Below are 24,067 nucleotides of genomic sequence, written 5' to 3'. Positions count from 1 at the left end.
GGACGGGTGCGGGTCAATCTAGTCAGGTGGCGTCGGGGCAGGCAATCGAGCCCGCTCGATTGCGGGGACGAGGTGACCTGCACGACACCCCGGGCCGGCGCTACCTCGACAGCGGCGTGCCGCACACGTCGAGCGCGTGCTGCTCGACGGCTGACATCGCCTCCACGGTGCGCCGTGACCCGACCGCCCGTGCGGCCGCCTCGATGTCCTTGCGGGCGTCACTGCCGAGCCCTGCCGGCGGCTCCTCGGCGATGTACGTCGACGGGTCGACGTCGTGCGCGGCGAGCACCTCCTCGAGCGTCCGCAGCGGGCCCACGACCGCGGCCCAGTCGTCGGCGATGTCGCGCGGGGCCTCCTCGGCGAGGGCCTCGTAGTCGTCGAGCGCGTCGAAGACCGCGCCGGCGTCGTCGGACGCCGCGACCTCGCTGAGGTCGGCCTGGTGGTCCTCGACCGCCTCGCAGTAGTCGGCGTGCGCGTCGCCCGAGCAGCCGGCGACCGCCAGGCAGGCCAGCAGGACCGCCGGGGCGAGGAGCTTCACGCCCCCAAGCCTCGCACGGCGTCGTTGCCGCGCCGGGCGGCGTCGCGGAGGGCGCCGACGTCGGGGCCGGCCCGGAGCACCTCGCGCGACGAGCTGGGCAGCGCCCACCGGGCCGCGGCCCCGAAGATGCGCGTCAGGTCGTCGACGGTGCCGCCCTGGGCGCCGAAGCCCGGCACCAGCAGCGGTCCGTTGACGTCGAGGTCCTCCGCGGTGTGGCCGATGGTGGCGCCGACGACCGCTCCGAAGGAGCCGACCGGGTCGGCATCGGCGTTGGCCGCCCGCAGGTGGGCCAGCACGCTCCCGGCGACGGTCGTCCCGTCCTCGGTGCGCGCGTGCTGCACCTCGGGCCCCTCCTTGTTGGAGGTCAGGGCGAGGACGAACAGCCCGGAGCCGTGGCGCCGGCAGGCCTCGAGCATGGGGTCGAGCGACCCGAAGCCGAGGTAGGGGCTCGCGGTGAGGGCGTCGGAGCCGAGTGGCGAGGTGGGGTCGAGGTAGGCGTCGGCGTAGGCCTGGCTGGTGGAGCCGATGTCGCCGCGCTTGGCGTCCATGAGCACGAGCGCCCCGGCCGCGCGGGACTCCGCCACGACGCGCTCGAGGACCGCGACGCCGCGGCTGCCGAAGCGCTCGTAGAAGGCGCTCTGCGGCTTGACGGTCCCGACGACCGGGGCGACGGCCTCCACCACGGTGAGCGCGAACCGCTCCAGCGACGCCACGTCGTCACCGAGGCCCCACTCGTGGAGGAGCGCCGCGTGCGGGTCGATGCCGACGCAGAAGCGGCCGCGCTCCTCGATCGCGTGGGCCAGGCGGGTGCCGAACGGGGTCATCGGTTCTCCTCGGGACGGGGATCGGGGACGGGACGGCGGCCCGGACCGGTGCCCGCCGCAGGGGCGAGCGCGGCGCGCAGCCGGGCGACCGTGGTGGGGTCGTGGAGCAGCGCGGTGCCGACCTGCACGGCGCTGGCGCCGGCGTCGAGGTAGGCGTTGGCCGACCTGAGGTCGTGGACGCCGCCGCACCCGACGGTGGGCAGGTCGGGCAGGGCGCGGTGCACCTCGGCGACGCAGCGCAGCGCGATGGGGGCGACGGCGGGGCCGCTGAGGCCACCGGCCCGCCCGTCGGGGAACGCGGCCGGCACGGCGTTGCCGATCACGACCGCGGTGGCGCCGGCCTCGTGGCACGAGCGGGCGCCCTCGACGATGCGGGACACGTCGGGGCGCAGCTTGGCGAGGACGGGGCGGTCGGAGGGGAACTCGCGCCGCACGGCGGCGATGACGCTGGCCGAGTGGAAGGGCTCGCGCACCTCGAAGAGGCCGGCGCCGACCTCGTCGGGTGCACCGACGTTGACCTCCAGCCCCGCGACGCCGGGTGCGCGGCTGAGCCGGCGGGCGAGGTCGGCGTACTCCCCCATCGTCGAGCCGGCGATCGACACCAGCACGCGCGCGCCTGCCCGGACCAGCCACGGCAGCTCGGTGGCGAGGAAGTGCTCGAGCCCGGGGTTGGGCAGCCCGACGGCGTTGACCAGACCGCCGGGCACCTCGACGACGCGCGGTCCGGGGCCACCGGCGCGGGCGTCGAGGGTGATCGAGCGGGTGACGAGGTCGAGGCCGACGAGCCCCTCGGGACCGGCGTAGGGCTCAAGCTCGCGCCCGGTGCCGCCGCACCCGGAGGCGACCATGACCGGACCGGGCAGCCCGGCGCTCGTCAGGGCGCTCACAGGTCGTCCCACCGGACGCGGTCGCCGCGGACGACGGGGCCCTCCGCGCAGGCGCGGACGACCCGCTCCACGCCGTCCTCGCCGACGACGGGCAGCGGGCACCCGTGGCACAGACCGGTCCCGCACGGGGTCGGGACCTCGACCGCGACCTGGCTCCAGGCTCCGGCGCGCTCGGCCGCGGCGGCCGCGCTGCGGAGCACGGCGTGCGGGCCGGCGGCGTAGACGACGTCGGCGTCGCTGCGGCGCACGAGGTCGTCCGCGTGGTCGGCGACCGTGCCGCGCTGGCCGACCGAGCCGTCGGCGGTGAGCACGGTGACCGAGCGGGCCGAGCGTCGCGCCTCCAGCGCCGACAGCAGCCGCGCCTCGTCGGGGGCCGACACGACGAGGGAGACCGCGCACCCGCGCTCGCGGAGCCGCTCGGCGAGCGGGAAGAGCGGGGCCGCGGCGTAGCCCTCGCCGACGAGCAGGCACGACACGGCGTCCTTGGGCAGCGCGAAGGGCCGCCCGAGGGGTCCCGTGATGGCGATCCGGGCACCGACCGGCTGGGCGGCGAGCCACGCGGTGCCGCTTCCCCGCGCCTCGACGACGACGTCCAGCGTGGGGCCGAAGGCGCTCGACGCCCGCACCCGGTGCACCCACAGCGCCCGGCGTGCGACATGGCCCTCGACGCTGACGGCGACGAAGTTGCCCGCGCGGAACCGCTCCGGGACACCGGGCGCGGTCAGCGTCAGGTGGCGGTAGCCGCCGACGCGCTTGGTGGCGACCACCTCGCCGTCGACGTGCACGCTGGGGTGGACGCTCCCCCGGCCCGGCTCCCGCTCGTCAGCCATCCGTGGCGAGACCTCGCACGAGGCGGCGGGGCCACAGAGGCCCCTCGTAGACGAACGCCGTGTAGGCCTGCAGGAGGTCGGCCCCGGCTGCGAGCCGGCGGCGCGCGTCGTCGACGGTGGTGATGCCACCGACACCGATGAGGGTGAGGTCTGGCCCGACCCGCTCGCGGAGCAGGCGTACGACGTCCTCCGACCGCGCGGTGAGCGGCTGCCCGCTCAGGCCTCCGGCACCGATCTCCGCCACCCGGGACGCGGGCGTGACGAGGCTGTCGCGGCTGATCGTCGTGTTGGTGGCGATGATGCCGTCGAGCCCGGTCACAAGCGCGAGGTCGGCCACGGCCAGCACGTCGTCGTCGCTGAGGTCGGGGGCGATCTTCACCAGCAGCGGCACGCGGTGGTCGGGGCGCACCTCGTCGGCCCGACGGCGTACGGCTCGCAGCAGCGGCTCGAGCTTCTCGACGGCCTGCAGGTCGCGCAGCCCCGGGGTGTTGGGTGATGAGACGTTGACGACGAGGTAGTCGGCGTAGGGCGCCAGCAGCCCGGCCGACTTCTCGTAGTCGCGGGCGGCCTCGCCCTCCGGCACCACCTTGGTCTTGCCGATGTTGACACCGAGGATCGTGTCGCCGCCCGCGGCCCGCCAGGCGGCGAGCCTCCGGGCGACGACCTCGGCGCCGTCGTTGTTGAAGCCCATCCGGTTGACGATCGCCCGGTCCGCGGTGAGGCGGAACAGCCGCGGCGTGGGGTTGCCGGGCTGGGCCTCGCCGGTGACGGTGCCGACCTCGACGTGGCCGAACCCGAGCGCCGCGAGCCCGTCGATGCCGACGGCGTTCTTGTCGAAGCCGGCGGCCAGGCCGAGCGGGTGCGGGAAGGTCAGGCCCAGCGCGCGCACGGGCGCCGACGGGACCCGGACCGCGCGCCCGGTCAGGGGCGTCGCGGCCCGGATCGCGCGGAACGCCGCGTGGTGGATCCGCTCGGGGTCGACCCGGGTGAGGGCCTGCGTGAAGACGACGTCGTAGGGCCGCACGTTCACACGGTCCGCGAGTCCGCGGCGAGCTGGGCCCAGTCCTGCAGCGAGCGCACGCCGATGTCGCCGCGCCGCATCGCCTCGAGGCCCTGCACCGCGGCGCCGAGCCCCTGGATGGTGGTGATGCACGGGATGTCGGTGAGCACGGCCGCGGTGCGGATGTCGTAGCCGTCGGCGCGCGGCGAGCCACCGCTCGTGGCCCCGTGCGGCGTGTTGATCACCAGGTCGACCTCGCGGTCGCGGATCAGCCCGACGATCGTCCGCTCCCCGTCGGGACCCTCGCCCTCGGACTGCTTGCGGACAACCGTGGCCTGCACCCCGTTGCGGCGCAGCACCTCGGCGGTGCCCGCGGTCGCGAGGATCTCGAAGCCCATGTCGGCGATCTGCTTGACCGGGAAGATCATGTGCCGCTTGTCACGGTTGGCGACCGAGACGAAGACCTTGCCCGACAGCGGCAGCGAGCCGTAGGCCGCGGCCTGGGCCTTGGCGAAGGCGGTGCCGAAGAAGGCGTCGAAGCCCATCACCTCGCCGGTCGAGCGCATCTCGGGTCCGAGCAGCGCGTCGACCGTGCGGCCGTCGGAGGTCTTGAAGCGGTCGAAGGGCATGACCGCCTCCTTGACCGCGATGGGCGACCCGTCGGGCAGGTGCCCGCCGTCGCCCTCGGCCGGCAGCACGCCGGCGGCGCGCAGGTCGGCGATCGACTCCCCCAGCATCACCCGGGCCGCGGCCTTGGCCAGCGGCGTCGCGGTGGCCTTGGACACGAACGGCACGGTGCGCGACGCACGCGGGTTGGCCTCGAGGACGTAGAGCACGTCGGAGGCCAGCGCGAACTGGATGTTGAGCAGGCCCCGGACGTCGAGCCCGCGGGCGATCGCCTCGGTCGAGGTGCGGATCCGGTCGACCTCCTCGCGCCCGAGCGTGATGGGCGGCAGCGCGCAGGACGAGTCGCCGGAGTGGATGCCGGCCTCCTCGATGTGCTCCATCACGCCGCCGAGGAAGAGCTCCTCGCCGTCGAAGATCGCGTCGACGTCGATCTCGACCGCGTCGTCGAGGAACCGGTCGACCAGCACCGGCTGGCGCTCGTTGATCAGCCCGTTGGCGACGTAGCGCTCGAGGTAGTGCTCGAGGGCGGCGTCGTCGTAGACGATCTCCATGCCGCGTCCGCCGAGGACGTAGGACGGCCGCACCAGGACCGGGTAGCCGATCTCGTGGGCGATCCGCTGCGCCTGCGGGTACGACGTCGCGGTGCCGTGCTTGGGCGCGGGCAGGCCGGCGTCGGCCAGGACGCGGCCGAAGGCGCCGCGGTCCTCGGCGAGGTGGATCGCCTCCGGGGTGGTGCCGACGATCGGGACACCCGCGTCGGCGAGGCCCTGGGCCAGTCCCAGCGGGGTCTGCCCGCCGAGCTGGCACACCACGCCCGCGACCGGACCCGCCTGCTGCTCGGCGTGGACGATCTCGAGGACGTCCTCCAGGGTCAGCGGCTCGAAGTAGAGCCGGTCGGAGGTGTCGTAGTCGGTGCTGACCGTCTCCGGGTTGCAGTTGACCATGATCGTCTCGTAGCCGGCCTCGGCCAGCGCGAGCGAGGCGTGGACGCAGCTGTAGTCGAACTCGATGCCCTGGCCGATGCGGTTGGGCCCGGAGCCGAGGATGATCACGGCCTCCTTGCCCTCGGCGCGGGGCTGCACCTCGGTCTCCTCGTCGTAGGAGGAGTAGTGGTAGGGCGTGCGGGCGGCGAACTCGGCGGCGCAGGTGTCGACGGTCTTGAAGACCGGCCGGATCCCCAGCGCGTGCCGCACGCCGCGGACGACGTCGGCGGACAGGCCGCGGATCTTGCCGACCTGCTCGTCGGAGAAACCGTGCCGCTTGGCGAGGCGCAGCAGGTCGGGGGTCAGCTCGGTGGCCTCGATGAGCTGCACGGCGACCTCGTTGATCAGCGCGAGCTGGTCGACGAACCACGGGTCGATGGCGGTCGCCTCGAAGATCTCCTCCGGGGTCGCCCCCGCGCGGATGGCGTCCATGACCTTCTTGAGCCGGCCGTCGTGCGGCACGCTGATCTCCTCGAGCAGCGACGCCTTGTCGAGCTCGACGTACTCCTTGTGCCAGTCGAACGGCGCGTGCTTGCTCTCCAGGGAGCGCAGCGACTTCTGCAGGGCCTCGGTGAAGTTGCGGCCGATGGCCATCGCCTCGCCGACCGACTTCATGTGGGTGGTCAGCGTCGGGTCGGCCTCGGGGAACTTCTCGAAGGCGAACCGCGGCACCTTGACCACGACGTAGTCGAGGGCGGGCTCGAACGAGGCCGGCGTCTCCTCGGTGATGTCGTTCTGGATCTCGTCGAGGGTGTAGCCGATGGCGACCTTGGCGGCGATCTTGGCGATCGGGAAGCCGGTGGCCTTCGAGGCCAGGGCCGACGAGCGCGAGACGCGCGGGTTCATCTCGATGACGATGAGCCGGCCGTCGGCGGGGTTGACGGCGTACTGGATGTTGCAGCCGCCGGTGTCGACGCCGACGGCGCGGATGATGCCGATCGCGAGGTCGCGCATCTTCTGGTACTCGCGGTCGGTCAGGGTCATCGCCGGGGCGACGGTGATCGAGTCGCCGGTGTGGACGCCCATCGGGTCGAGGTTCTCGATGGAGCACACGATGACGCTGTTGTCGGCGCTGTCGCGCATGACCTCGAGCTCGTACTCCTTCCAGCCGAGGATCGACTCCTCGAGGAGCACCTCGGTGGTCGGGCTGGCGGCCAGGCCGGCACCGCCGATGCGGCGCAGGTCGGCCTCGTCGTAGGCCATGCCGGAGCCGGTGCCGCCCATCGTGAAGGACGGGCGGACCACCATCGGGTAGCCGAGGTCGTCGGCCGCGGCGAGCAGGTCGTCCATCGAGTGGCAGATGACGCTGCGGGCGGACTCGCCGCCGAGCTGCTCGACGATCTTCTTGAACTGCTGGCGGTTCTCGCCGCGCTCGATGGCCTCGATGGAGGCACCGATCAGCTCGACGCCGTACTTCTCCAGCACGCCGGCCTTGTCGAGGGCCATCGCGCAGTTGAGCGCCGTCTGACCGCCGAGCGTGGCGAGCAGCGCGTCGGGGCGCTCCTTGGCGATCACCTTCTCGACGTAGTCGGGCGTGATCGGCTCGACGTAGGTCGCGTCGGCGAACTCGGGGTCGGTCATGATCGTCGCCGGGTTGGAGTTCACCAGGACGACCCGCAGGCCCTCCTGGCGCAGCACCCGGCACGCCTGGGTGCCGGAGTAGTCGAACTCGCAGGCCTGGCCGATGATGATCGGCCCCGAGCCGATGACCAGGACGCTCTGGATGTCGGTGCGCTTGGGCATGTCAGGCGTCCTTCCGCTCGGTCATCAGGTCCACGAACCTGTCGAAGAGGTAGGCCGCGTCGTGGGGACCGGCGGCGGCCTCGGGGTGGTACTGCACCGAGAAGCTGGTCAGCCGCCCGTCGGCGTCGCGGAGCTCGAGCCCCTCGACGACGTCGTCGTTCAGGCACACGTGGCTGACCGTGACGTCACCGAACTCGGTGCTCGTCGAGCCCTCCATCGGCGCGTCGACGGCGAACCCGTGGTTGTGGGCGGTGACCTCGACCTTCCCGGTGGTGCGGTCCATGACCGGCTGGTTGATGCCCCGGTGGCCGTACTTGAGCTTGTAGGTGCCGAAGCCCAGCGCCCGGCCGAAGAGCTGGTTGCCGAAGCAGATCCCGAAGTAGGGGATGCCGGCGCGCAGCGCGTCCTGCAGCAGCTGCACCTGGGCGGTGGTGGCCGCCGGGTCGCCGGGGCCGTTGGAGAAGAAGAGCCCGTCGGGAGCGACGGCCCTGACGTCCTCGAGGGTCGTCGTCGCCGGGAGCACGTGCACCTCGACCCCGCGCTCGCTCAGCATCCGCGGGGTGTTGGACTTGATGCCGAGGTCGAGGGCCGCGACGGTGAAGCGCCGCTCCCCCTGCGCCGGGACCACGTAGGCCTCGGGCGTGGAGACCGCCTCGCTCAGGTTGGAGCCGGCCATCTCGCCGGACTCCAGCACCCGCTGCAGCAGCCGCTCGGGGTCGTTCTCCGTCGTGGAGATGCCCACCCGCATCGCGCCGCGCTCGCGCAGGTGGCGCGTCAGCGCGCGGGTGTCGACGCCGCTGATGCCCACGACTCCCTGGTCGCGGAGGTCGTCGTCGAGGGTCCGCACGCTGCGCCAGTTGCTGGGGACCCGGGCGGGGTCGCGCACGACGTAGCCGGCCACCCAGATGCGCGAGGACTCGGTGTCCTCGTCGTTCATGCCGGTGTTGCCGACGTGCGGGGCCGTCATCACGACGACCTGGCGGTGATAGCTGGGGTCGGTCAGCGTCTCCTGGTAGCCGGACATGCCGGTGGAGAAGACCGCCTCGCCGAAGGTCTCGCCCTCGGCGCCGAAGGACTCACCGCGGAAGGTGCGTCCGTCCTCGAGGACCAGCAGCGCCGATCGGGTGCCAGATCGGGTGCCAGACGGGGTCTGGGCAGGGGCAGGCAGAGCCATGCCGTACCTCCTTCTCCGCCTCACGGGACGGATCGTTAAAGGATGTTCGAGCCGCGCCGAGCCTATCAGTGGATCGCCGGTGCGCCGACCTCGGCCGTCCGTGGTGGACCCTGCCTCCGAGCGCCCTGGCCACGGCCCCACGCGATGGACAGGGCGACCGCGTCACGCCAGGCGGCGTAGGCCCGCTCGCGGTCGTCCGCGGTGACCTCCGAGCGCCACTCGGCGGCCCGGTGCCAGTGCGAGCGGAGCACGCTCCGGTCGGACCAGTAGCCCACCGCGAGCCCGGCCGCGTAGGCCGCACCGAGCGACACGCTCTCGGCCATCATCGGGCGGATCACCGGCACGTCGAGGACGTCGGCGACGGTCTGCATGAGCAGGTTGTTGGCCGTCATCCCGCCGTCGACGGCGAGGAAGGCCATCGCCGATCCCGCGTCCTGGGTCATCGCGTCCACGACGTCGCGGGTCTGCCACGCCACCGCTTCGAGCACCGCGCGGGCCAGGTGGCCCTTCTCGATGTAGGACGTCAGCCCCAGGACGGTGCCCTGCGCGTCCGGCTCCCAGTGCGGTGCGTAGAGCCCGGAGAACGCCGGCACGATCACGCACCCGCCGTTGTCCGCGACCGTGCCCGCCAGGGTCTCGATCTCGGGTGCGGTGCGGATCAGGCCCAGGCTGGTGCGGCACCACTCCACCAGGGAGCCCGCGGCCGCGACGGACCCCTCGAGGGCGTACGTCGCCGGCTCGCCCTCGGCGTTCGCGGCGAGCGTCGTGATGAGGCCCGAGGTGGAGCGGACGATCTCGGTGCCGGTGTTGAGGAGGAGGAAGCTGCCGGTGCCGAAGGTGCACTTCGCCTCGCCGGCGTCGAACGCGGTCTGCCCCAGCAGCGACGCCTGCTGGTCGCCGACGAGGGCTCCGATGGGGATGCCCGGCACGCCGTGACGGGTCGTGCCGACGACACCGATGGAGGGCCGGATCTCGGGCAGCATGCTGACCGGGACGTGCATGCACGCCAGCAGCTCGGGGTCCCACGCGAGCGTGCGCAGGTCCATCAGCAGGGTGCGGCTCGCGTTGGTCACGTCGGTCACGTGCAGCCCGCCGGTGAGGTTCCACACCAGCCAGGTGTCCATGGTGCCGAAGAGCAGCTCCCCCGCCTGCGCGCGCTCGCGGAGTGCCGGGTCACCGTCGAGCAGCCAGCGCAGCTTGGGACCCGAGGGGTAGGAGGACAGCGGCAGGCCGGTGCGCTCGGCGAGCCAGGACTCGTCGACGTGGTCGGTGAGCTCGCCCAGGCGGTCGGCCGTGCGGACGTCCTGCCAGACGATCGCCGGGCCGACCGGCTCACCGGTGGCGCGGTCCCACACCACTGTCGTCTCCCGCTGGTTGGTCACGCCAAGCGACACCACCTCGCCCGGGTCGACGGCGGCGTCGTCGAGGGCCTGGGGCAGCAGCTCGCGGGTGATCCGCCAGATCTCGGCCGCGTCGTGCTCGACCCAGCCCGGGCGCGGGTAGTGCTGCTGGTGCGGGCGCTGTGCCACCGAGACCATCCGGCCGTCGCGGTCGAAGAGCAGGCAGCGGGTGGAGGTCGTCCCCTGGTCGATGGCCGCCACGAAGGAGCGGCTCACGTGCGTCGCCCGTGGCCGAGCTCGCGCGACACCGCGCGTGCGGCGTCCGTGACCTGGCGCGCCAGGGCCGGGCGGGGGCGCAGCCGGGTGTCGCAGAGCTCGTCGGGCGCGCCCTCGACCCCGATCGCGGCCACGACGTAGCCCGAGCGGTCCCGCACGGGTGCGGCCAGTGCGGCAACCCCGGGCTCACGCTCCTCCACCTCGGCTGCCCAGCCCACGTCGCGGACGTCGGCGAGCTGGCGCTGGAGGGCGGGCCAGTCGACGACGGTGCGGTAGGTGCGGCTCTCGAGCTCACCGGCCCGCGCGGAGCGCATCGCGCGGGGGTCGTGGGCGAGCAGCACCTTGCCGAGCGCGCTGCCGTGCAGCGGCAGTGCCGCGCCGGTCGTGGTCGTCACGGGCGACTCGTCGGACCGGAGCACGTGGTGCACCACGACGACGTGGTCCCCCTCGAGGGTGCCGACGAGGACCGCGAGGTGGGTGCGCCCGGCCAGGGCGTCGGTCCAGTTGAGCGCGCGCGAGCGCAGCTCGTTGTGGTCCAGCTTGGGTGCCGCGAGCTCCAGCAGCCCGGCGCCGATGGCGTAGAGCCCGGACTCCTCGTCCTGGTCCACGAAGCCGACGTCCTTGAGCGTCTGGAGCAGGCCGTGGGCGGTGCCCTTGGCCAGGCCGAGCGCGGCGGCGAGGTGGTGGAGCGGCGTCGGCTGCGCCTCGACGGCCAGGACCTGGAGGATCGCGGCCGCCCGTTCGACCGACTGCACCCGTCCCGGCATGTGATGCAGGTTACTCATGCCTGCGACACGACCGGGACGACGGGTTCGACATCGCCGAACGGCGAAGCGTTCGACCATGTCGAACGACGCCCGTTGTGGTGCCCGTCACGTCGTCCCTAGTCTGCGCAGCCCGTGCAGGACAACACTCGAGGAGTTGGCGGGCATGACCAGTTTCGGACGAAGGACGTTGCTCGGCGAGGTGGTCGCCGAGTTCGCAGGGACGATGATCCTGATCCTGATGGGCGTCGGTGTGGTGGCGCAGGTCGTCACCGGGGACGGCGCACTCGGCGACCACGACTCGATCGCCTGGGCCTGGGGGCTCGGGGTGACCTTCGGCGTCTACGTGGCGGCGCGGATCAGCGGTGCCCACCTCAACCCGGCCGTGAGCCTCGCGCTCGCCGCCTTCGGTGACTTCGAGTGGCGCAAGGTGCTGCCGTACGCCATCGCCCAGACCGCGGGCGCGTTCGTGGCGGCGCTGATCGTGCGCGGGATCTACGCCGACGCCATCGCCCTCGTCGACCCCGACCTGACGATCGCCACGCAGGGCATCTTCTCCACGCTCCCCGGCAACGGCTCGCTCGACATCTCGACGAGCACCGCCTTCCTCGACCAGGTCGTCGGCACGGCCATCCTGCTGTTCCTGGTCCTCGCGGTCACCGACGTCCGCAACAGCGCGCCCGTCGCCACCCTCGCCCCGATCGTCATCGGCCTGATCGTCGTCGCGATCGGCATGGCCTGGGGCACCAACGCCGGCTACGCCATCAACCCCGCGCGCGACCTCGGCCCCCGCCTGGCCAGCTTCGCCACGGGCTACGACACGGCCTTCGAGGACCAGCGCGGTGAGCTCTACTTCTGGGTGCCGCTGATCGCGCCGCTCATCGGTGGCCTCATCGGCGCCGCCGCCTACCGCGGGCTCAGCCTCTTCCTGCCCGACGAGGACGAGCCCCAGGAGGCCGGCCGGCTCCCCACCGACGAGCACACCCCCACCCACGCCTGACCCATCGCACCGCCCGACCCACAGGAGGAACGCACCATGGCTGACTACGTCGGCGCCATCGACCAGGGCACCACCAGCACGCGCTTCATGATCTTCGACCACGGCGGCAACGAGATCGCCCGCCACCAGCTCGAGCACGAGCAGGTGATGCCACAGGCGGGCTGGGTCGAGCACTCCCCGTTCGAGATCTGGGAGCGCACCAGCTCGGTCATCAAGACCACGCTGGCGCGCGCCGGGATGAGCGGCTCGGACCTCGCCGCGCTCGGCATCACCAACCAGCGCGAGACCACGGTGGTGTGGAACAAGGTCACCGGGCGTCCTTACTACAACGCCATCGTGTGGCAGGACACCCGCACCGACCGGATCGCGAGCGCGCTGGACCGCGACGGCCGCGGTGACGTGATCCGGCGCAAGGCCGGCCTGCCGCCCGCGACGTACTTCGCCGGCGGCAAGATCCAGTGGATCCTCGAGAACGTCGACGGCGTCCGCGAGGCGGCCGAGGCCGGCGAGGCGGTCTTCGGCACGACGGACAGCTGGCTCCTGTGGAACCTCACCGGGGGCACCGACGGCGGCGTGCACGTCACCGACGTCACCAACGCCAGCCGCACCATGCTCATGGACCTCGAGACGCTGGACTGGGACGACGAGCTCCTCGGCTTCTTCGACATCCCCCGGCAGATGCTCCCCGAGATCCGGCCCTCGTCCTCGCCCGAGCCCTACGGCATGACGCTGGCGAACGGGCCGCTCGGCGCCGAGGTGCCGCTGACCGCGGCGCTCGGCGACCAGCAGGCCGCGATGGTCGGCCAGGTCTGCCTCGCGCCCGGCGAGGCCAAGAACACCTACGGGACGGGCAACTTCCTACTGCTCAACACCGGCACCGAGCTGGTCCGCTCCGACAACGGCCTGCTCACCACGGTCTGCTACCAGTTCGGCGACGAGGCCCCGGTCTACGCCCTCGAGGGGTCGATCGCGGTGACCGGGTCGGCGGTGCAGTGGCTGCGCGACCAGCTCGGCATCATCAGCGGCGCCTCGCAGAGCGAGTCCCTCGCCCGCCAGGTCGAGGACAACGGCGGGGTCTACTTCGTGCCGGCGTTCTCCGGCCTCTTCGCGCCCTACTGGCGCTCGGACGCCCGCGGGGCGATCGTCGGGCTGTCGCGCTTCAACACCAACGCCCACGTGGCGCGGGCTACGCTCGAGGCGATCTGCTACCAGAGCCGCGACGTGGCCGACGCCATGGAGAAGGACTCCGGCGTGAAGCTGGAGGTGCTGAAGGTCGACGGCGGCGTGACCGCCAACGACCTGTGCATGCAGATCCAGGCCGACGTGCTCGGGGTGCCGGTGAGCAAGCCGGTGGTAGCCGAGACGACCGCCCTCGGAGCGGCGTACGCGGCAGGGCTCGCGGTGGGCTTCTGGTCCGACCGCGAGGAGCTGCGCAAGAACTGGAACGAGGACAAGAGGTGGGAGCCGCAGTGGTCGGAGGAGCAGCGTGCCGAGGGCTACCGCGGCTGGCAGAAGGCCGTGACGAGGACCCTCGACTGGGTCGATGTGGAGTGAGGACGCGATGAGCAGGACTGCAGTGAGGCTCGACCCCCAGCAACGTGCGGACGCCCTGAGGGAGATGACCCGCGAGCCGCTCGACGTGCTCGTCATCGGCGGTGGCGTCGTGGGGGCCGGCGCCGCCCTCGACGCCGCGACCCGCGGGCTGCGCGTCGGGCTGGTCGAGGCGCGCGACTACGCCGCGGGCACCTCCTCCCGCTCGAGCAAGCTCGTGCACGGAGGGCTGCGCTACCTCGAGCAGCTCGACTTCGGCCTGGTGCGGGAGGCGCTGCGCGAGCGGTCGCTGATCCTCAACCGGCTCTGCCCGCACCTGGCGCGGCCGGTGCCGTTCCTCTACCCCCTCACGCACCGGGTGTGGGAGAGGTTCTACGTCGGCAGCGGCGTGCTCCTCTACGACACGCTGGGCGGACGCCACGGGGTGCCGAGCCACCGGCACCTCACCCGGCGCCAGGCGCTGCGCGAGTTCCCGTCGCTGCGCAAGGACGCCCTCGTCGGTGCGATCCAGTACTACGACGGCCAAGTCGACGACGCCCGCCACACGATGATGCTGGCGCGCACGGCAGCCGACTACGGCGCGCACGTCGCCACCAGCGCCCGCGTCACCGGCTTCCTGCGCGAGGGCGACCGGGTGACGGGTGCGCGGGTGCTGGACCTCGAGTCCGGTGAGCAGGTCGAGGTGGAGGCCCGCCAGACCATCAACGCCGCCGGTGTGTGGACCGACGACATCCAGGACATGGTGGGTGGCCGCGGGCAGATCAACGTGCGCGCCTCCAAGGGCGTGCACATCGTGGTGCCGCGCGACCGGATCCGCTCGCAGACCGGCATCATCAGCCGCACCGAGAAGAGCGTGCTGTTCATCATCCCGTGGGACAGCCACTGGATCATCGGCACGACCGACACCGACTGGGAGCTCGACCTCGCGCACCCGGCGGCGAGCCGCTCCGACGTGGACTACCTGCTCGACCACGCCAACGCGCTGCTGCAGACGCCGTTGACGCACGAGGACGTGGTCGGGGTCTACGCCGGGCTGCGGCCGCTGCTGTCCGGGGAGTCCGACGACACCAGCCAGCTCTCCCGGGAGCACGCGGTGGTCTCGCCGGTCGCCGGGCTGGTGATGGTGGCGGGCGGCAAGTACACGACCTACCGGGTGATGGCGAAGGACGCCGTCGACGCCGTCGTGCACAGCCTCCCGCGCAAGGTGCCGCCGTGCTGCACCGACACCATCCCGCTCGTGGGGGCCGAGGGCTGGGCCGCCGCCTGGAACAGCAGGGAGCAGCTGGCCGAGGAGTCGGGGCTGCACCTCGCCCGGATCGAGCACCTGCTGCGCCGCTACGGCTCGCTCATCGGGGAGGTCCTGGCGCTGGTCGCCGAGCGCCCGGAGCTCGGCGAGCCGCTGCCGGGGGCGCCGAGCTACCTGCGGGCGGAGGCCTGCTACGCCGCCCAGGCGGAGGGGGCCCTGCACCTCGACGACATCCTCACCCGCCGCACCCGGATCTCCATCGAGGCGACCGACCGCGGGGTGTCGGCCGCGGAGGACGTGGCCGCACTGGTGGCGCCGGTGCTCGGGTGGAGCGACGAGCAGGCGAAGAACGAGGTCGAGCACTACCGCGCACGGGTCGCGGCGGAGATCGACTCGCAGCAGCAGCCCGACGACCACACCGCCGACGCCGCACGCCTCGGGGCCGCGGACGTGCGGATGGGTCGCTCGGCCTGACCGGTGGGGCCCGCGGCGCGGCAGGAGGTCACCAGCCCTCCAGCCGCAGCGCGGGCCCCGTCCACCGTCGCCGCAGCCAGCGGTCGTGGGACGCGAGCACCACGCCCCCGGGAGACGTCGCGAGCGCCTCCTCCAGCTCGCCGGCGAGGGCGAGCGAGACGTGGTTGGTGGGCTCGTCGAGCAGCAGCAGGTCGGGCGCAGCGGCGATCGCCACCGCGAGGCCGAGCCGCCGCCGCTGGCCCACCGACAGCCGGCCGACGGGCGTGCGGTGGTCCCGCGGGTGCAGGAGCCCGAGCTCCCGCAGGGCAGGCGCGTCGGGCAGGTCCCGCACCGCGTCGTCGTACGTCGCCAGGGCGGAGCGCGTGCGGTCGGTGGGCTCGGGGTCCTGGGTGAGCTCGCGGACCGTGCGCGCCGAGACGTGCAGCGTGCCGCCCGTCGGCGCCAGCCGCCCGGACAGGACGCCGAGCAGCGTGGACTTGCCCGACCCGTTGGGCCCGGTCAGGAGCAGGTGCTCCCCCGCCGCGAGGTCGATCCGGTCCACCTGCATCCGTCCGGCGACCTCGAGGTCGCGCCCCTGCACCAGCCGTCCGCTCGCAGCCGCCGTCAGCCCGCCACGGAAGGCGAGCGGCGCCGGGGGCCTGCGGACCTGCTTGCGCTCGGCGACCGCCAGCCGGCGCTGCGCGTCCTTCTTGCGCCGCGCGAGCGTCTGCTCCACGCGACCACCCTTGAACGAGTAGATGTACTTGTCGCCGTCGCTCGGGCCCCGGTCGTGCGCGATCGCCGACGTGCCGATCCGGGTCGCCTCCCGCAGCCGGCCGATCTCCTCCTGCTGCGCGGCGTAGGTCTCCTCCCACCGCCGCCGGGCGTCGGCGCGGGCCGCCTCGTAGTCCGACCACCCGCCGCCGAAGCGCCGCCCGCCGTTGCCGTCCGTGCCCAGCTCGCCCGCGTCGAGGTCCACGAGGTCGGTGCACACGTCGTCGAGCAGGACCCGGTCGTGGCTGGCCAGCACCACGACCCCGGGCAGCTCGCGCAGGAAGCCGGTCAGCACCTCGATCGCGTCGTCGTCGAGGTGGTTGGTGGGCTCGTCGAGCAGCAGGCACGACGGGCGGGTCGTCATGATCGTGGCCAGCGCGAGCCGGGTGCGCTGCCCGCCCGACAGCGTGCCGACGACCCGGTCGGGTCCGAGGCCGGCGAGGCCGAGCCGCGCCGCTGCCACGTCGGCGCGCCGGTCGGCGTCCCAGGCGTCGTGGGTGACGGCGGTCTCGAGCGCCCGCTCGTAGGCGGCGTCGCCCTCGGGGGTGCCGACGGCGGCGGCGAGGCGCTCGACATCGGCGACGGCGCGCCGGAGCGGCGCCAGGGTCATGGCGAGCACCTCGGCGACGGTCGCGGAGTCGGAGAACGGTGGCTCCTGGCCGAGGAGCACCAGGTCGTCGGGGGCCGTGATCGTGCCGCTCACCCGAGCGGGCGACGGCAGTCGGCCGGCGACCGCGCGCAGCAACGTCGACTTGCCGACGCCGTTCTCGCCGACGAGGCCGATGCGCCGGCCCGGCTGCGCGAGCAGGTCGACCCCGCTCAGGACGGTGCGGTCGGGGTAGGCGACCGAGAGGCCGGTGACGACGAGCGGGGCGTGGACACCGGCGCCGGTGACGTGGGACGGGGTGGAGGGAGAGGCAGGCATGCGGACGTCCTCAAGGGATCGGAGGGAGGACTCGCCGGGCCTCGGGCGCAGGGGCGCCGCCGCGGACGCGAGTCGGGTCAGCCGTGGATCCACATGATGACCAACAGCCTAGGCGGTCCGGGCCGGACGGCCCAGCGGTTTTCCGCGCCGTGCTGCCACGCTGGGGGCATGGCTGATCGCATGCGCGTCGTCGGGGTCGAGCAGGCGGTCCGGGAGGTGCGTGAGCACTGCGCGTCGCTCGTGCGACCGCGAGTGGTGACGAGTGGCAACTTCGCCTCCCCCATCACGCTGCTGGGCCCGCTGCTGGCCGAGCTGCCGGCGGCGCGGCTGCACGCCCTCAACGCGCAGCCGGACCTGCCGCTCCACGACGGGGTGGAGCCGGAGACGACCTTCGTTGGTCCGGGCTTCCGGCGCCACCCCCGGCTGGTCTACGTGCCGTGCCGGCTGTCGATGGTCCCGCGCCTCTTCCAGGGTCCCCTCGCCCCCGACGTCGTGGTGGTGCACACCACGACGCCGCGCAACGGTCAGGTGTCGCTCGGCCTCGAGGTCAACGTGCTGCCGGCCGCTCTGGAGGCGGCCCGGGCGCGCAGCGCGCTGGTCGTGGCCCAGCTCAACCCGCGGATGCCGTGGACCTTCGGCGACGCGGTGCTGCCGCTCGAGGACGTGGACCTCGGGGTCGAGGTGGACGCGCCACTGACGACCCACGCGGCTCGCCCGCCGAGCGACGACGCGCGACAGATCGGGTCCCGCGTCGCGGCCGAGATCGGCGACGGCGCCACCCTGCAGGCGGGCATCGGCGAGGTGCCCGACGCCACGGTCGCCGGCGTCCTCGAGCGTCGCGGCCTCAAGGTCTGGACCGAGATGTTCAGCGACGGCGTCCTGGCCCTCGAGGAGGCCGGTGCGCTCGACCGCGGCACGCCGGTCCGTACGTCGTTCGTGTTCGGCAGCCAGGCGCTCTACGACTGGGTCGACGACAACCCACGCGTGCAGATGCTCCGCACCGAGACGACCAACTCCCCCGCCGCGATCGCCCGGCAGCCGGCCATGACGTCGATCAACACCGCGCTCCAGGTCGACCTGTTCGACCAGGCCAACGCGTCGCGGATCGGCACCCGCATCTACAGCGGCTTCGGCGGCCAGACCGACTTCACGGTCGGCGCCAGCCACTCACCGGGCGGGCGCGCGTTCATGGCCCTGCGCAGCTGGCACCCCCGCGCCGACGTCTCCACGATCGTGCCGCTCGTCGACGAGCCGGTGACGTCGTTCCAGCACGGCGCGGTGGTCACCGAGCAGGGGGTCGCGTGGATGTGGGGACGCAGCGAGCGCGAGCAGGCGCGCAACCTCATCGAGCACGCCGCCCACCCCCGCGTGCGCGACGAGCTGTGGGAGGAGGCACGCGGGCTCGGCCTCGCCTGACCTGGCGCCCGGCCGCCCGGGCTCAGGCGACGAACACGCAGAAGACGTGGCCCTCGGGGCTCGCGTAGGCCCGCAGGGGCTCCTCCGGGTCGTCGGTTCGGTCCAGACGCAGCTCACCGCCCAGCTCCAGCACCAGGTCGTGCACCGCGTCGAGCGCGGAACGCGACTGGACGGTGGTGTCGAGGTGCGAGACCGAGGGGTGCCCGGGCTCGGGCCAGCGGCTCTCCGGCAGCTGCTCCACCTGCTGCACGGCCAGGCAGCGGCGCCCGTCGGGGTGGGTGAGCACCAGCCAGTCCGAGTCGTCCGCGCTGCCGTCGTCCGGCGCATCGTCGCCCTCGCGGTAGACGAGGCCGAGCAGCATGCGCCAGAACTCGGCCTCCCGGCGCACGTCGCGCGCGTCGAGCACGGTGTGCAGCAGCTGCGGGACGACCGGTGGGAAGTCGGCGGGATGCGTGTCCATCGCTCGACCCTACGACGTGTCAGGATCGCAGCATGGGGACCACCACGAGCGCGCCCGCATGGATCCAGCTCTTCCTCGACACCCCGGCCGACGCCTTCGAGGAGGCCGTCGCGTTCTGGTCGGCCGCCACCGGCTGGACGCCGTCGGAGCGACGCGGCGAGGAGGGCCAGTTCCTCACGCTGCTCCCCCGGGCGGGTGCGGCCTACGCCAAGGTGCAGGCGGTCGACGGGCCGCCGGGCGTGCACCTCGACCTCGACTCCGCCGACCGCCCGGCGACGGTCGAGCGGGCCCGCGGGCTCGGTGCCTCGACGGCGTGGACCTACCACGACGTCGAGGTGATGCGCTCCCCCGGCGGCCTGGTCTTCTGCCACACCCTCGTCGACGGCGAGCCGAGCCTGGTCCGCGACGGTGCGACGATCCTCGACCAGGTCTGCCTCGACATCCCCGCGGTCCACTGGGACGCCGAGGTCGCCTTCTGGTCCGACCTGACCGGACGCGGCGTGCAGGTCGGCTCGCTGGAGCACTTCGCCCGGCTCGTCGAGTACGGACGCCTGCGGATCCTGCTCCAGCGGCTCGACGAGCCCGAGGGGCCCGTGCGCGCCCACCCCGACCTCGCGACGGCCGACCGCGCCGCCGACACCGAGGAGCACGTCCGACTCGGGGCCCGGCTCGAGCGGGTCTTCGACCACTGGACCGTGCTCACTGCTCCCGGCGGGCAGGTCTACTGCCTCACCGACCGCGACCCGGCCACCGGACGCGCCGGTGGCGTGTGACCCATCCCACGGCCCACGGACCCGCCACCCTGCGTACGGTCGGCACGTGAGCTCTCGCCACCGCCTCCTGCCCACCCTCCTCGCCGCCGCGACGGTCCTGGTCGCGACGACGACCGCGCTCCCGGCGCAGGCCGCGAGGACCGCCCTGCCCGTCCAGTGCGAGGTCGGCGACGAGACGGTGCTCTCCGGGGACGACGTGGACTACGACCTGCGGGGCACGTGCGGCGTCGTACGGGTGACCGCCGACCACGCGACCGTCACGATGCCGGCGGCGACCCGGCTCGTCCTGGAGGGCGGCGACAACACCGTCACCGCCAAGCCGTTGTACGACGTCGAGGTGACCGGCCCCGGCAACAGCATCACCACCCCGTCCGTGCGGTCCCTCGTCGTGACCGGCGCGGGCACGACCGTGACCGTCTCGGGGCTCGTCGAGTCGGCCGAGCTCGCCAGCACGTTCTCGTCGCTCACCGCCGACGAGGTCAACCTGGCCCGCCTGCGCGGGGTCGACGCCCTCACGGCCCGCAAGGCCCACCGCACGCGCATCACCGGCTCGGGCAACACCGTCGAGCTGCGCCGCGCCGACCGGGTCGTCCTGGTCGGTGACCGCAACACCGTCACCGTCGCCCGGGGTCGTACGACGCTGCGCGACCGCGGTGACGACAACGTGCTCGAGCTCCGCCCGCGCCGGCGTCGCTGACCCGCGCCGGCGGCCCGGGGCCGGTCAGGCCAGCGCGCCGTCGCGCACCGTCACCCGGCCGCCGTAGACCGTGTGCACGACCCGGGAGCTCAGGCTGCGCCCGTGCCACGGGTTGTTGCGCGAGAGCGAGGCCGAGGCGTCGCGGTCGACCGTGACGGCCGCTTCCGGGTCGACGAGCACCACGTGGGCCGGCGAGCCCGGCTCGAGCGGCCGTCCCTGCTCGGCCAGCCCGGCGATCCGCGCCGGGGTCGTCGACATCACGCGGGCGACGTCGCTCCAGGACAGGTCGGGCAGCGCCGTGCGCACGACGCCCAGCGCGGTCTCGATGCCGAGCATGCCGAACGCCGCGTCGACGAAGGCGTGCTCCTTGTCGTGGCGGGCGTGCGGTGCGTGGTCGGTCGCGACGGCGTCGATGGTGCCGTCGGCGAGCGCCGCGCGCAGCGCGTCGACGTCCTCCTGCGGGCGCAGCGGCGGGTTGACCTTGTAGGTCGGGTCGTAGCCGACGAGCAGGTCGGTGGTGAGCAGCAGGTGGTGCGGGGTCACCTCGGCGGTGACGTCCCAGTGCCCATCCTGCCTGGCCTGCGCCTTCGCCCACCGCAGCACCTCGACCGAGCCGGCCGTCGACACGTGGGCGACGTGCACCCGCGACCCGGTGTGCCGAGCCAGCATCACGTCGCGCGCGACGACGACCTCCTCGGCGATCCCCGGCCAGCCGGGCAGCCCGAGGCGACCGGACAGCTCGCCCTCGTGGCAGCACGCGGCGGGACCGGCGAGCGACGGGTCCTGGGAGTGCTGCGAGACGACGCCGCCGAACGCCTTGACGTACTCCAGCGCCCGGCGCATCACGCGCGCGTCGTGGACGCACCTGCCGTCGTCGGAGAACACCTTCACGGCGGCGCGTGAGCGGTGCATCAGCCCCAGCTCGGCGAGCTCCTCCCCGGCGAGTCCGCGCGTCACCGCGCCGACGGGCTGCACGTGCACCAGCCCCGCCTCACGGCCGAGCTCCCACACACGGGTGGCGGCCTCGGCGGTGTCGGTCACCGGCGAGGTGTTGGCCATGGCGAGCACCGCGGTGTAGCCGCCGAGCGCGGCGGCCTGCGAGCCGGTGAGGATGGTCTCGGCGTCCTCGCGGCCCGGCTCGCGCAGGTGGGTGTGCAGGTCGACGAGCCCGGGCAGGGCGACCAGGCCGTCGGCGTCGATCGTCTCCGCGCCCGATGGCGCCTCGTCGACGAGCACGCCCGCGTCGTCGACGTACAGGTCCCGGGTCTGCTCACCGAGGAGCGAGGCTCCCTTGATCACCAACGACATCAGGCCATTCCTCCCCGGGTGTCCCCGGCCAGCAGGTGGTAGAGCACGGCCATGCGGATCGCGAGGCCGCTGGAGACCTGCTCCAGCACGACCGACTGGGCCGCGTCGGCGGCGTCGGCGGCGATCTCGAGGCCGCGGTTCATCGGTCCCGGGTGGCAGATCGGGACGTCGGGCTTGAGCAGGGCGAGCCGGTCGCGGGTCAGGCCGTAGCCGACGGTGTACTCGCGCGGGCTCGGGAAGAACGCCCCCGACATCCGCTCGCGCTGGACCCGCAGCATCATCACGGCGTCGGCCGCTCCGTGCGCACCCGCACCGCGCAGCACCTCGTCCAGGTCGTACGACGTCTCGAACCCCGCCGCGGCCGACCACGCCCCGATGCCGCTGGGCATCAGGGTCGGCGGCGCGACGACGGTCACGCGGGCGCCGAGCCGGGTCAGGCACTGGATGTTGGAGCGGAACACCCGGCTGTGGGTAAGGTCGCCGACGATCGCGACGTGGCGGCCCTCCAGCGAGCCGAGGTGGCGCTGCAGGGTGTAGGCGTCGAGCAGCGCCTGGGTGGGGTGCTCGTGCATGCCGTCGCCGGCGTTGACCACCGCAGCGTCGACCCACTGGCTGACCTGGAGCGCGGCGCCGCTGGCCGGGTGGCGGATGACGAGGCCGTCGACCCCCATCGCGCAGACGGTGAGCACGGTGTCGCGCAGGCTCTCGCCCTTCGACGTGCTCGAGCCCTTGGCGCTGACGTTGATGACGTCGGCGGACAGCCACTTGCCGGCGATCTCGAACGACGACCGGGTGCGGGTGGAGTCCTCGAAGAACATGTTGACGACCGTGCGCCCGCGCAGCGCCGGCAGCTTCTTGACCTCGCGGCCCTGCACGTCGTGCATGTCGGCGGCGGTCTCGAAGAGCTCGTGGATGTCGTCGGTCGTGAGGTCGTCGATGGACAGCAGGTGCTTCACGAGATCGTCACTTCGTCGGTGCCGTCGACCTCGGCCAGGCGCACGCTGACGCGCTCGGCGAGGGCGCTGGGCAGGTTCTTGCCGACGTGGTCGGCGCGGATCGGCAGCTCGCGGTGGCCGCGGTCGACGAGGACCGCCAGGCGCACGGCGCCGGGGCGGCCGAGGTCGGCGAGGGCGTCGAGCGCGGCCCGGATGGTGCGTCCGGAGAAGAGGACGTCGTCGACCAGGACGACGACCTTCTCGTCGATCCCGCCCGGTGGCAGCGCGGTCTTGTGGGCGCGCCGGGTGGGCTGGGAGCGCAGGTCGTCGCGGTACATCGTCACGTCGAGCTCGCCGACGGCGACCGGCGCGCCCTCGACGGCGGCGATCTTCTCGGCGATGCGCTTCGCGAGCGGCACGCCTCGGGTGTGCAGGCCGAGCAGCACGAGGTCGGTCGCACCCTTGTTGCGCTCGAGCAGCTCGTGGGAGATCCGGGTCAGTGCCCGGGAGATGTCACGGGCGTCGAGGACGGTGCGGTCCGCCCTCACCGTCGCTGGGTCGGGCACGGTCTCGTCGGGGGCAGGCATCTGCTCGCCGGACCTCCTTCTCCGCCTCACGGGACGGCTCGTTAAAGGATGTCGATCGGCCCCGACCCTAGCAGCCGGACGGGCCCGGGGCCGGGGCAGGAGTACCCTCCGAGAGGAGCGGCACTTTCCGCTCACGCAGGTCAGGAACTGAACATGAGCATCGGCTACGCCACCGCATACCGCGCCGGAATCATCCCGTGGGAGAAGGCAAGCCGCCAGGACCGGCCTACCCTCTCGCACCTCCTCGACCGTGAGGAGGCGCTGCGGCCCAACAGGGTCCGCCGCGCCATCGACCTCGGCTGCGGCCGGGGCGCCAACACCAAGCTCCTCCTCGACCGCGGCTGGGACGCCATGGGCGTCGACAACGTGCGCCAGGCCGTCGACATCGCCGTGCGCCGCAACGGGCTCGCCGACGCACGGTTCGTCATCGGCGACGTCCGGCACCTCGTCCACTCCGGTGTCGGCAGCCAGTTCGACCTCTACCTCGACGTCGGCTGCTTCCAGAGCCTCGACGACGTGGGTCGCACCCTGATGGCGGGCGGCGTCACCGAGCTCGCCGAGCCCGACGCCACCATCCTGATCCGCACCGGAGGCCCGCGGGCCTGGCCCGTGCGCCCGAAGCAGGCCGTCCGCCACGACATCGAGCGGGCCTACCGTGGCTGGACGGTGACCGCTGTCTCGGGTGTCGGGTCGGCGGCCGACGCGTCGGCACCCGAGCGAGGCTCCGACAGCCGGAGCGGAGAGTGGTTCCGGCTCACCCGCACCTGATCCGGCCGACCGGGCACTTCCTCGCGCTACGGACCGCCGAGCGGGCACTTCCTCGCGCTACGGACCGCCGAGCGGGCACTTCCTCGCGCTGGGTGCGCGAGGAAGTGCCCGGTCAGCGCCGTGGTGCGCGAGGAAGTGCCCGGTCAGCGCCGTGGTGCGCGAGGAAGTGCCCGGTCAGCGCCGTGGTG

At 73.3% G+C, this 24,067-nt stretch carries 21 protein-coding genes; 7 read left to right on the top strand and 14 right to left on the bottom strand.

The genetic code is table 11. The features are described from left to right. Positions 1 to 100: 100 nt before the first annotated feature. The 9 genes from NCI01_RS17940 to NCI01_RS17900 form a co-directional block, all read right to left on the bottom strand. On the bottom strand, positions 101 to 538 hold the full coding sequence (locus NCI01_RS17940) for a hypothetical protein (protein WP_254182857.1): 438 nt from the start codon (positions 536 to 538) through the stop codon (positions 101 to 103). Beyond that, complete coding sequence (gene pyrF / locus NCI01_RS17935) at positions 535 to 1,362, bottom strand: orotidine-5'-phosphate decarboxylase (RefSeq protein WP_254182856.1); 828 nt, start codon at positions 1,360 to 1,362, stop codon at positions 535 to 537. The genes NCI01_RS17940 and pyrF overlap by 4 nt, the downstream gene beginning before the upstream one ends. Then, entirely contained in the window at positions 1,359 to 2,249 is an 891-nt protein-coding gene (locus NCI01_RS17930) for a nitronate monooxygenase (RefSeq protein WP_254182855.1), read from the bottom strand. Before NCI01_RS17930 ends, pyrF begins: the two co-directional genes overlap by 4 nt. Further along, entirely contained in the window at positions 2,246 to 3,079 is an 834-nt protein-coding gene (locus NCI01_RS17925; RefSeq protein ID WP_254182854.1) for an iron-sulfur cluster-binding protein, read from the bottom strand. The genes NCI01_RS17930 and NCI01_RS17925 overlap by 4 nt, the downstream gene beginning before the upstream one ends. After that, the gene (locus NCI01_RS17920) at positions 3,072 to 4,103 is read right to left on the bottom strand and encodes a quinone-dependent dihydroorotate dehydrogenase (RefSeq protein ID WP_254182853.1); all 1,032 of its coding nucleotides are present in this window, start codon (positions 4,101 to 4,103) and stop codon (positions 3,072 to 3,074) included. Before NCI01_RS17920 ends, NCI01_RS17925 begins: the two co-directional genes overlap by 8 nt. A gap of 2 nt (positions 4,104 to 4,105) precedes the next feature. Further along, on the bottom strand, positions 4,106 to 7,432 hold the full coding sequence (gene carB, locus NCI01_RS17915) for a carbamoyl-phosphate synthase large subunit (protein WP_254182852.1): 3,327 nt from the start codon (positions 7,430 to 7,432) through the stop codon (positions 4,106 to 4,108). Between the two features lies 1 nt (position 7,433). Then, entirely contained in the window at positions 7,434 to 8,606 is a 1,173-nt protein-coding gene (carA, locus tag NCI01_RS17910) for a glutamine-hydrolyzing carbamoyl-phosphate synthase small subunit (RefSeq protein WP_254182851.1), read from the bottom strand. A 65-nt stretch (positions 8,607 to 8,671) separates the two neighbouring features. After that, on the bottom strand, positions 8,672 to 10,222 hold the full coding sequence (glpK, locus tag NCI01_RS17905; protein WP_254182850.1) for a glycerol kinase GlpK: 1,551 nt from the start codon (positions 10,220 to 10,222) through the stop codon (positions 8,672 to 8,674). Continuing rightward, positions 10,219 to 11,007 carry an IclR family transcriptional regulator gene (locus tag NCI01_RS17900; RefSeq protein ID WP_254182849.1) on the bottom strand — a complete coding sequence of 263 codons (789 nt, stop codon included), beginning with the start codon at positions 11,005 to 11,007 and terminating at the stop codon, positions 10,219 to 10,221. Before NCI01_RS17900 ends, glpK (NCI01_RS17905) begins: the two co-directional genes overlap by 4 nt. Before the next feature lie 145 nt (positions 11,008 to 11,152). Here NCI01_RS17900 and NCI01_RS17895 point away from each other — a divergent pair, with 145 nt between their 5' ends. The 3 genes from NCI01_RS17895 to glpD are packed head-to-tail and all read left to right on the top strand — an operon-like array spanning position 11,153 to position 15,257. Next, positions 11,153 to 11,986, top strand: a complete 834-nt coding sequence (locus NCI01_RS17895; protein ID WP_254182848.1) for an MIP/aquaporin family protein — start codon at positions 11,153 to 11,155, stop codon at positions 11,984 to 11,986. A 36-nt stretch (positions 11,987 to 12,022) separates the two neighbouring features. Further along, the gene (glpK, locus tag NCI01_RS17890) at positions 12,023 to 13,540 is read left to right on the top strand and encodes a glycerol kinase GlpK (protein ID WP_254182847.1); all 1,518 of its coding nucleotides are present in this window, start codon (positions 12,023 to 12,025) and stop codon (positions 13,538 to 13,540) included. Further along, positions 13,530 to 15,257, top strand: a complete 1,728-nt coding sequence (gene glpD, locus NCI01_RS17885; RefSeq protein WP_254182846.1) for a glycerol-3-phosphate dehydrogenase — start codon at positions 13,530 to 13,532, stop codon at positions 15,255 to 15,257. Before glpK (NCI01_RS17890) ends, glpD begins: the two co-directional genes overlap by 11 nt. A 28-nt stretch (positions 15,258 to 15,285) precedes the next feature. Here glpD and NCI01_RS17880 read toward each other — a convergent pair whose 3' ends face one another. Beyond that, positions 15,286 to 16,935, bottom strand: a complete 1,650-nt coding sequence (locus NCI01_RS17880) for an ABC-F family ATP-binding cassette domain-containing protein (RefSeq protein ID WP_254182845.1) — start codon at positions 16,933 to 16,935, stop codon at positions 15,286 to 15,288. A 252-nt stretch (positions 16,936 to 17,187) separates the two neighbouring features. Between NCI01_RS17880 and NCI01_RS17875 the strand changes: the two genes are divergently transcribed. Then, positions 17,188 to 18,351, top strand: coding sequence for an acetyl-CoA hydrolase/transferase family protein (locus NCI01_RS17875; protein WP_254182890.1), 1,164 nt, complete (start codon positions 17,188 to 17,190; stop codon positions 18,349 to 18,351). Between the two features lie 22 nt (positions 18,352 to 18,373). Here NCI01_RS17875 and NCI01_RS17870 read toward each other — a convergent pair whose 3' ends face one another. Next, positions 18,374 to 18,811, bottom strand: a complete 438-nt coding sequence (locus NCI01_RS17870; RefSeq protein WP_254182844.1) for a VOC family protein — start codon at positions 18,809 to 18,811, stop codon at positions 18,374 to 18,376. Positions 18,812 to 18,843: 32 nt separating this feature from the next. Between NCI01_RS17870 and NCI01_RS17865 the strand changes: the two genes are divergently transcribed. Continuing rightward, positions 18,844 to 19,584 (top strand): VOC family protein, encoded by a 741-nt coding sequence (locus tag NCI01_RS17865; RefSeq protein ID WP_254182843.1) that lies wholly within the window; start codon positions 18,844 to 18,846, stop codon positions 19,582 to 19,584. A 46-nt stretch (positions 19,585 to 19,630) separates the two neighbouring features. After that, complete coding sequence (locus NCI01_RS17860) at positions 19,631 to 20,281, top strand: DUF3060 domain-containing protein (RefSeq protein WP_254182842.1); 651 nt, start codon at positions 19,631 to 19,633, stop codon at positions 20,279 to 20,281. Between the two features lie 24 nt (positions 20,282 to 20,305). Here NCI01_RS17860 and NCI01_RS17855 read toward each other — a convergent pair whose 3' ends face one another. The 3 genes from NCI01_RS17855 to pyrR are packed head-to-tail and all read right to left on the bottom strand — an operon-like array spanning position 20,306 to position 23,111. Further along, complete coding sequence (locus tag NCI01_RS17855) at positions 20,306 to 21,589, bottom strand: dihydroorotase (protein ID WP_254182841.1); 1,284 nt, start codon at positions 21,587 to 21,589, stop codon at positions 20,306 to 20,308. Continuing rightward, positions 21,589 to 22,545, bottom strand: coding sequence for an aspartate carbamoyltransferase catalytic subunit (locus NCI01_RS17850; protein ID WP_254182840.1), 957 nt, complete (start codon positions 22,543 to 22,545; stop codon positions 21,589 to 21,591). The genes NCI01_RS17855 and NCI01_RS17850 overlap by 1 nt, the downstream gene beginning before the upstream one ends. After that, positions 22,542 to 23,111: a bifunctional pyr operon transcriptional regulator/uracil phosphoribosyltransferase PyrR gene (gene pyrR, locus NCI01_RS17845; RefSeq protein ID WP_254182839.1), complete on the bottom strand. Its 570-nt coding sequence runs from the start codon at positions 23,109 to 23,111 to the stop codon at positions 22,542 to 22,544. Before pyrR ends, NCI01_RS17850 begins: the two co-directional genes overlap by 4 nt. A 153-nt stretch (positions 23,112 to 23,264) precedes the next feature. Here pyrR and NCI01_RS17840 point away from each other — a divergent pair, with 153 nt between their 5' ends. Continuing rightward, positions 23,265 to 23,879 (top strand): class I SAM-dependent methyltransferase, encoded by a 615-nt coding sequence (locus tag NCI01_RS17840; protein ID WP_254182838.1) that lies wholly within the window; start codon positions 23,265 to 23,267, stop codon positions 23,877 to 23,879. Positions 23,880 to 24,067 lie beyond the last annotated feature (188 nt).

It is taken from the genome of Nocardioides pinisoli (assembly GCF_024199985.1).
Taxonomy (GTDB): Bacteria; Actinomycetota; Actinomycetes; order Propionibacteriales; family Nocardioidaceae; genus Nocardioides; species Nocardioides pinisoli.
This window is presented reverse-complemented; position numbering and strand designations above follow the sequence as displayed.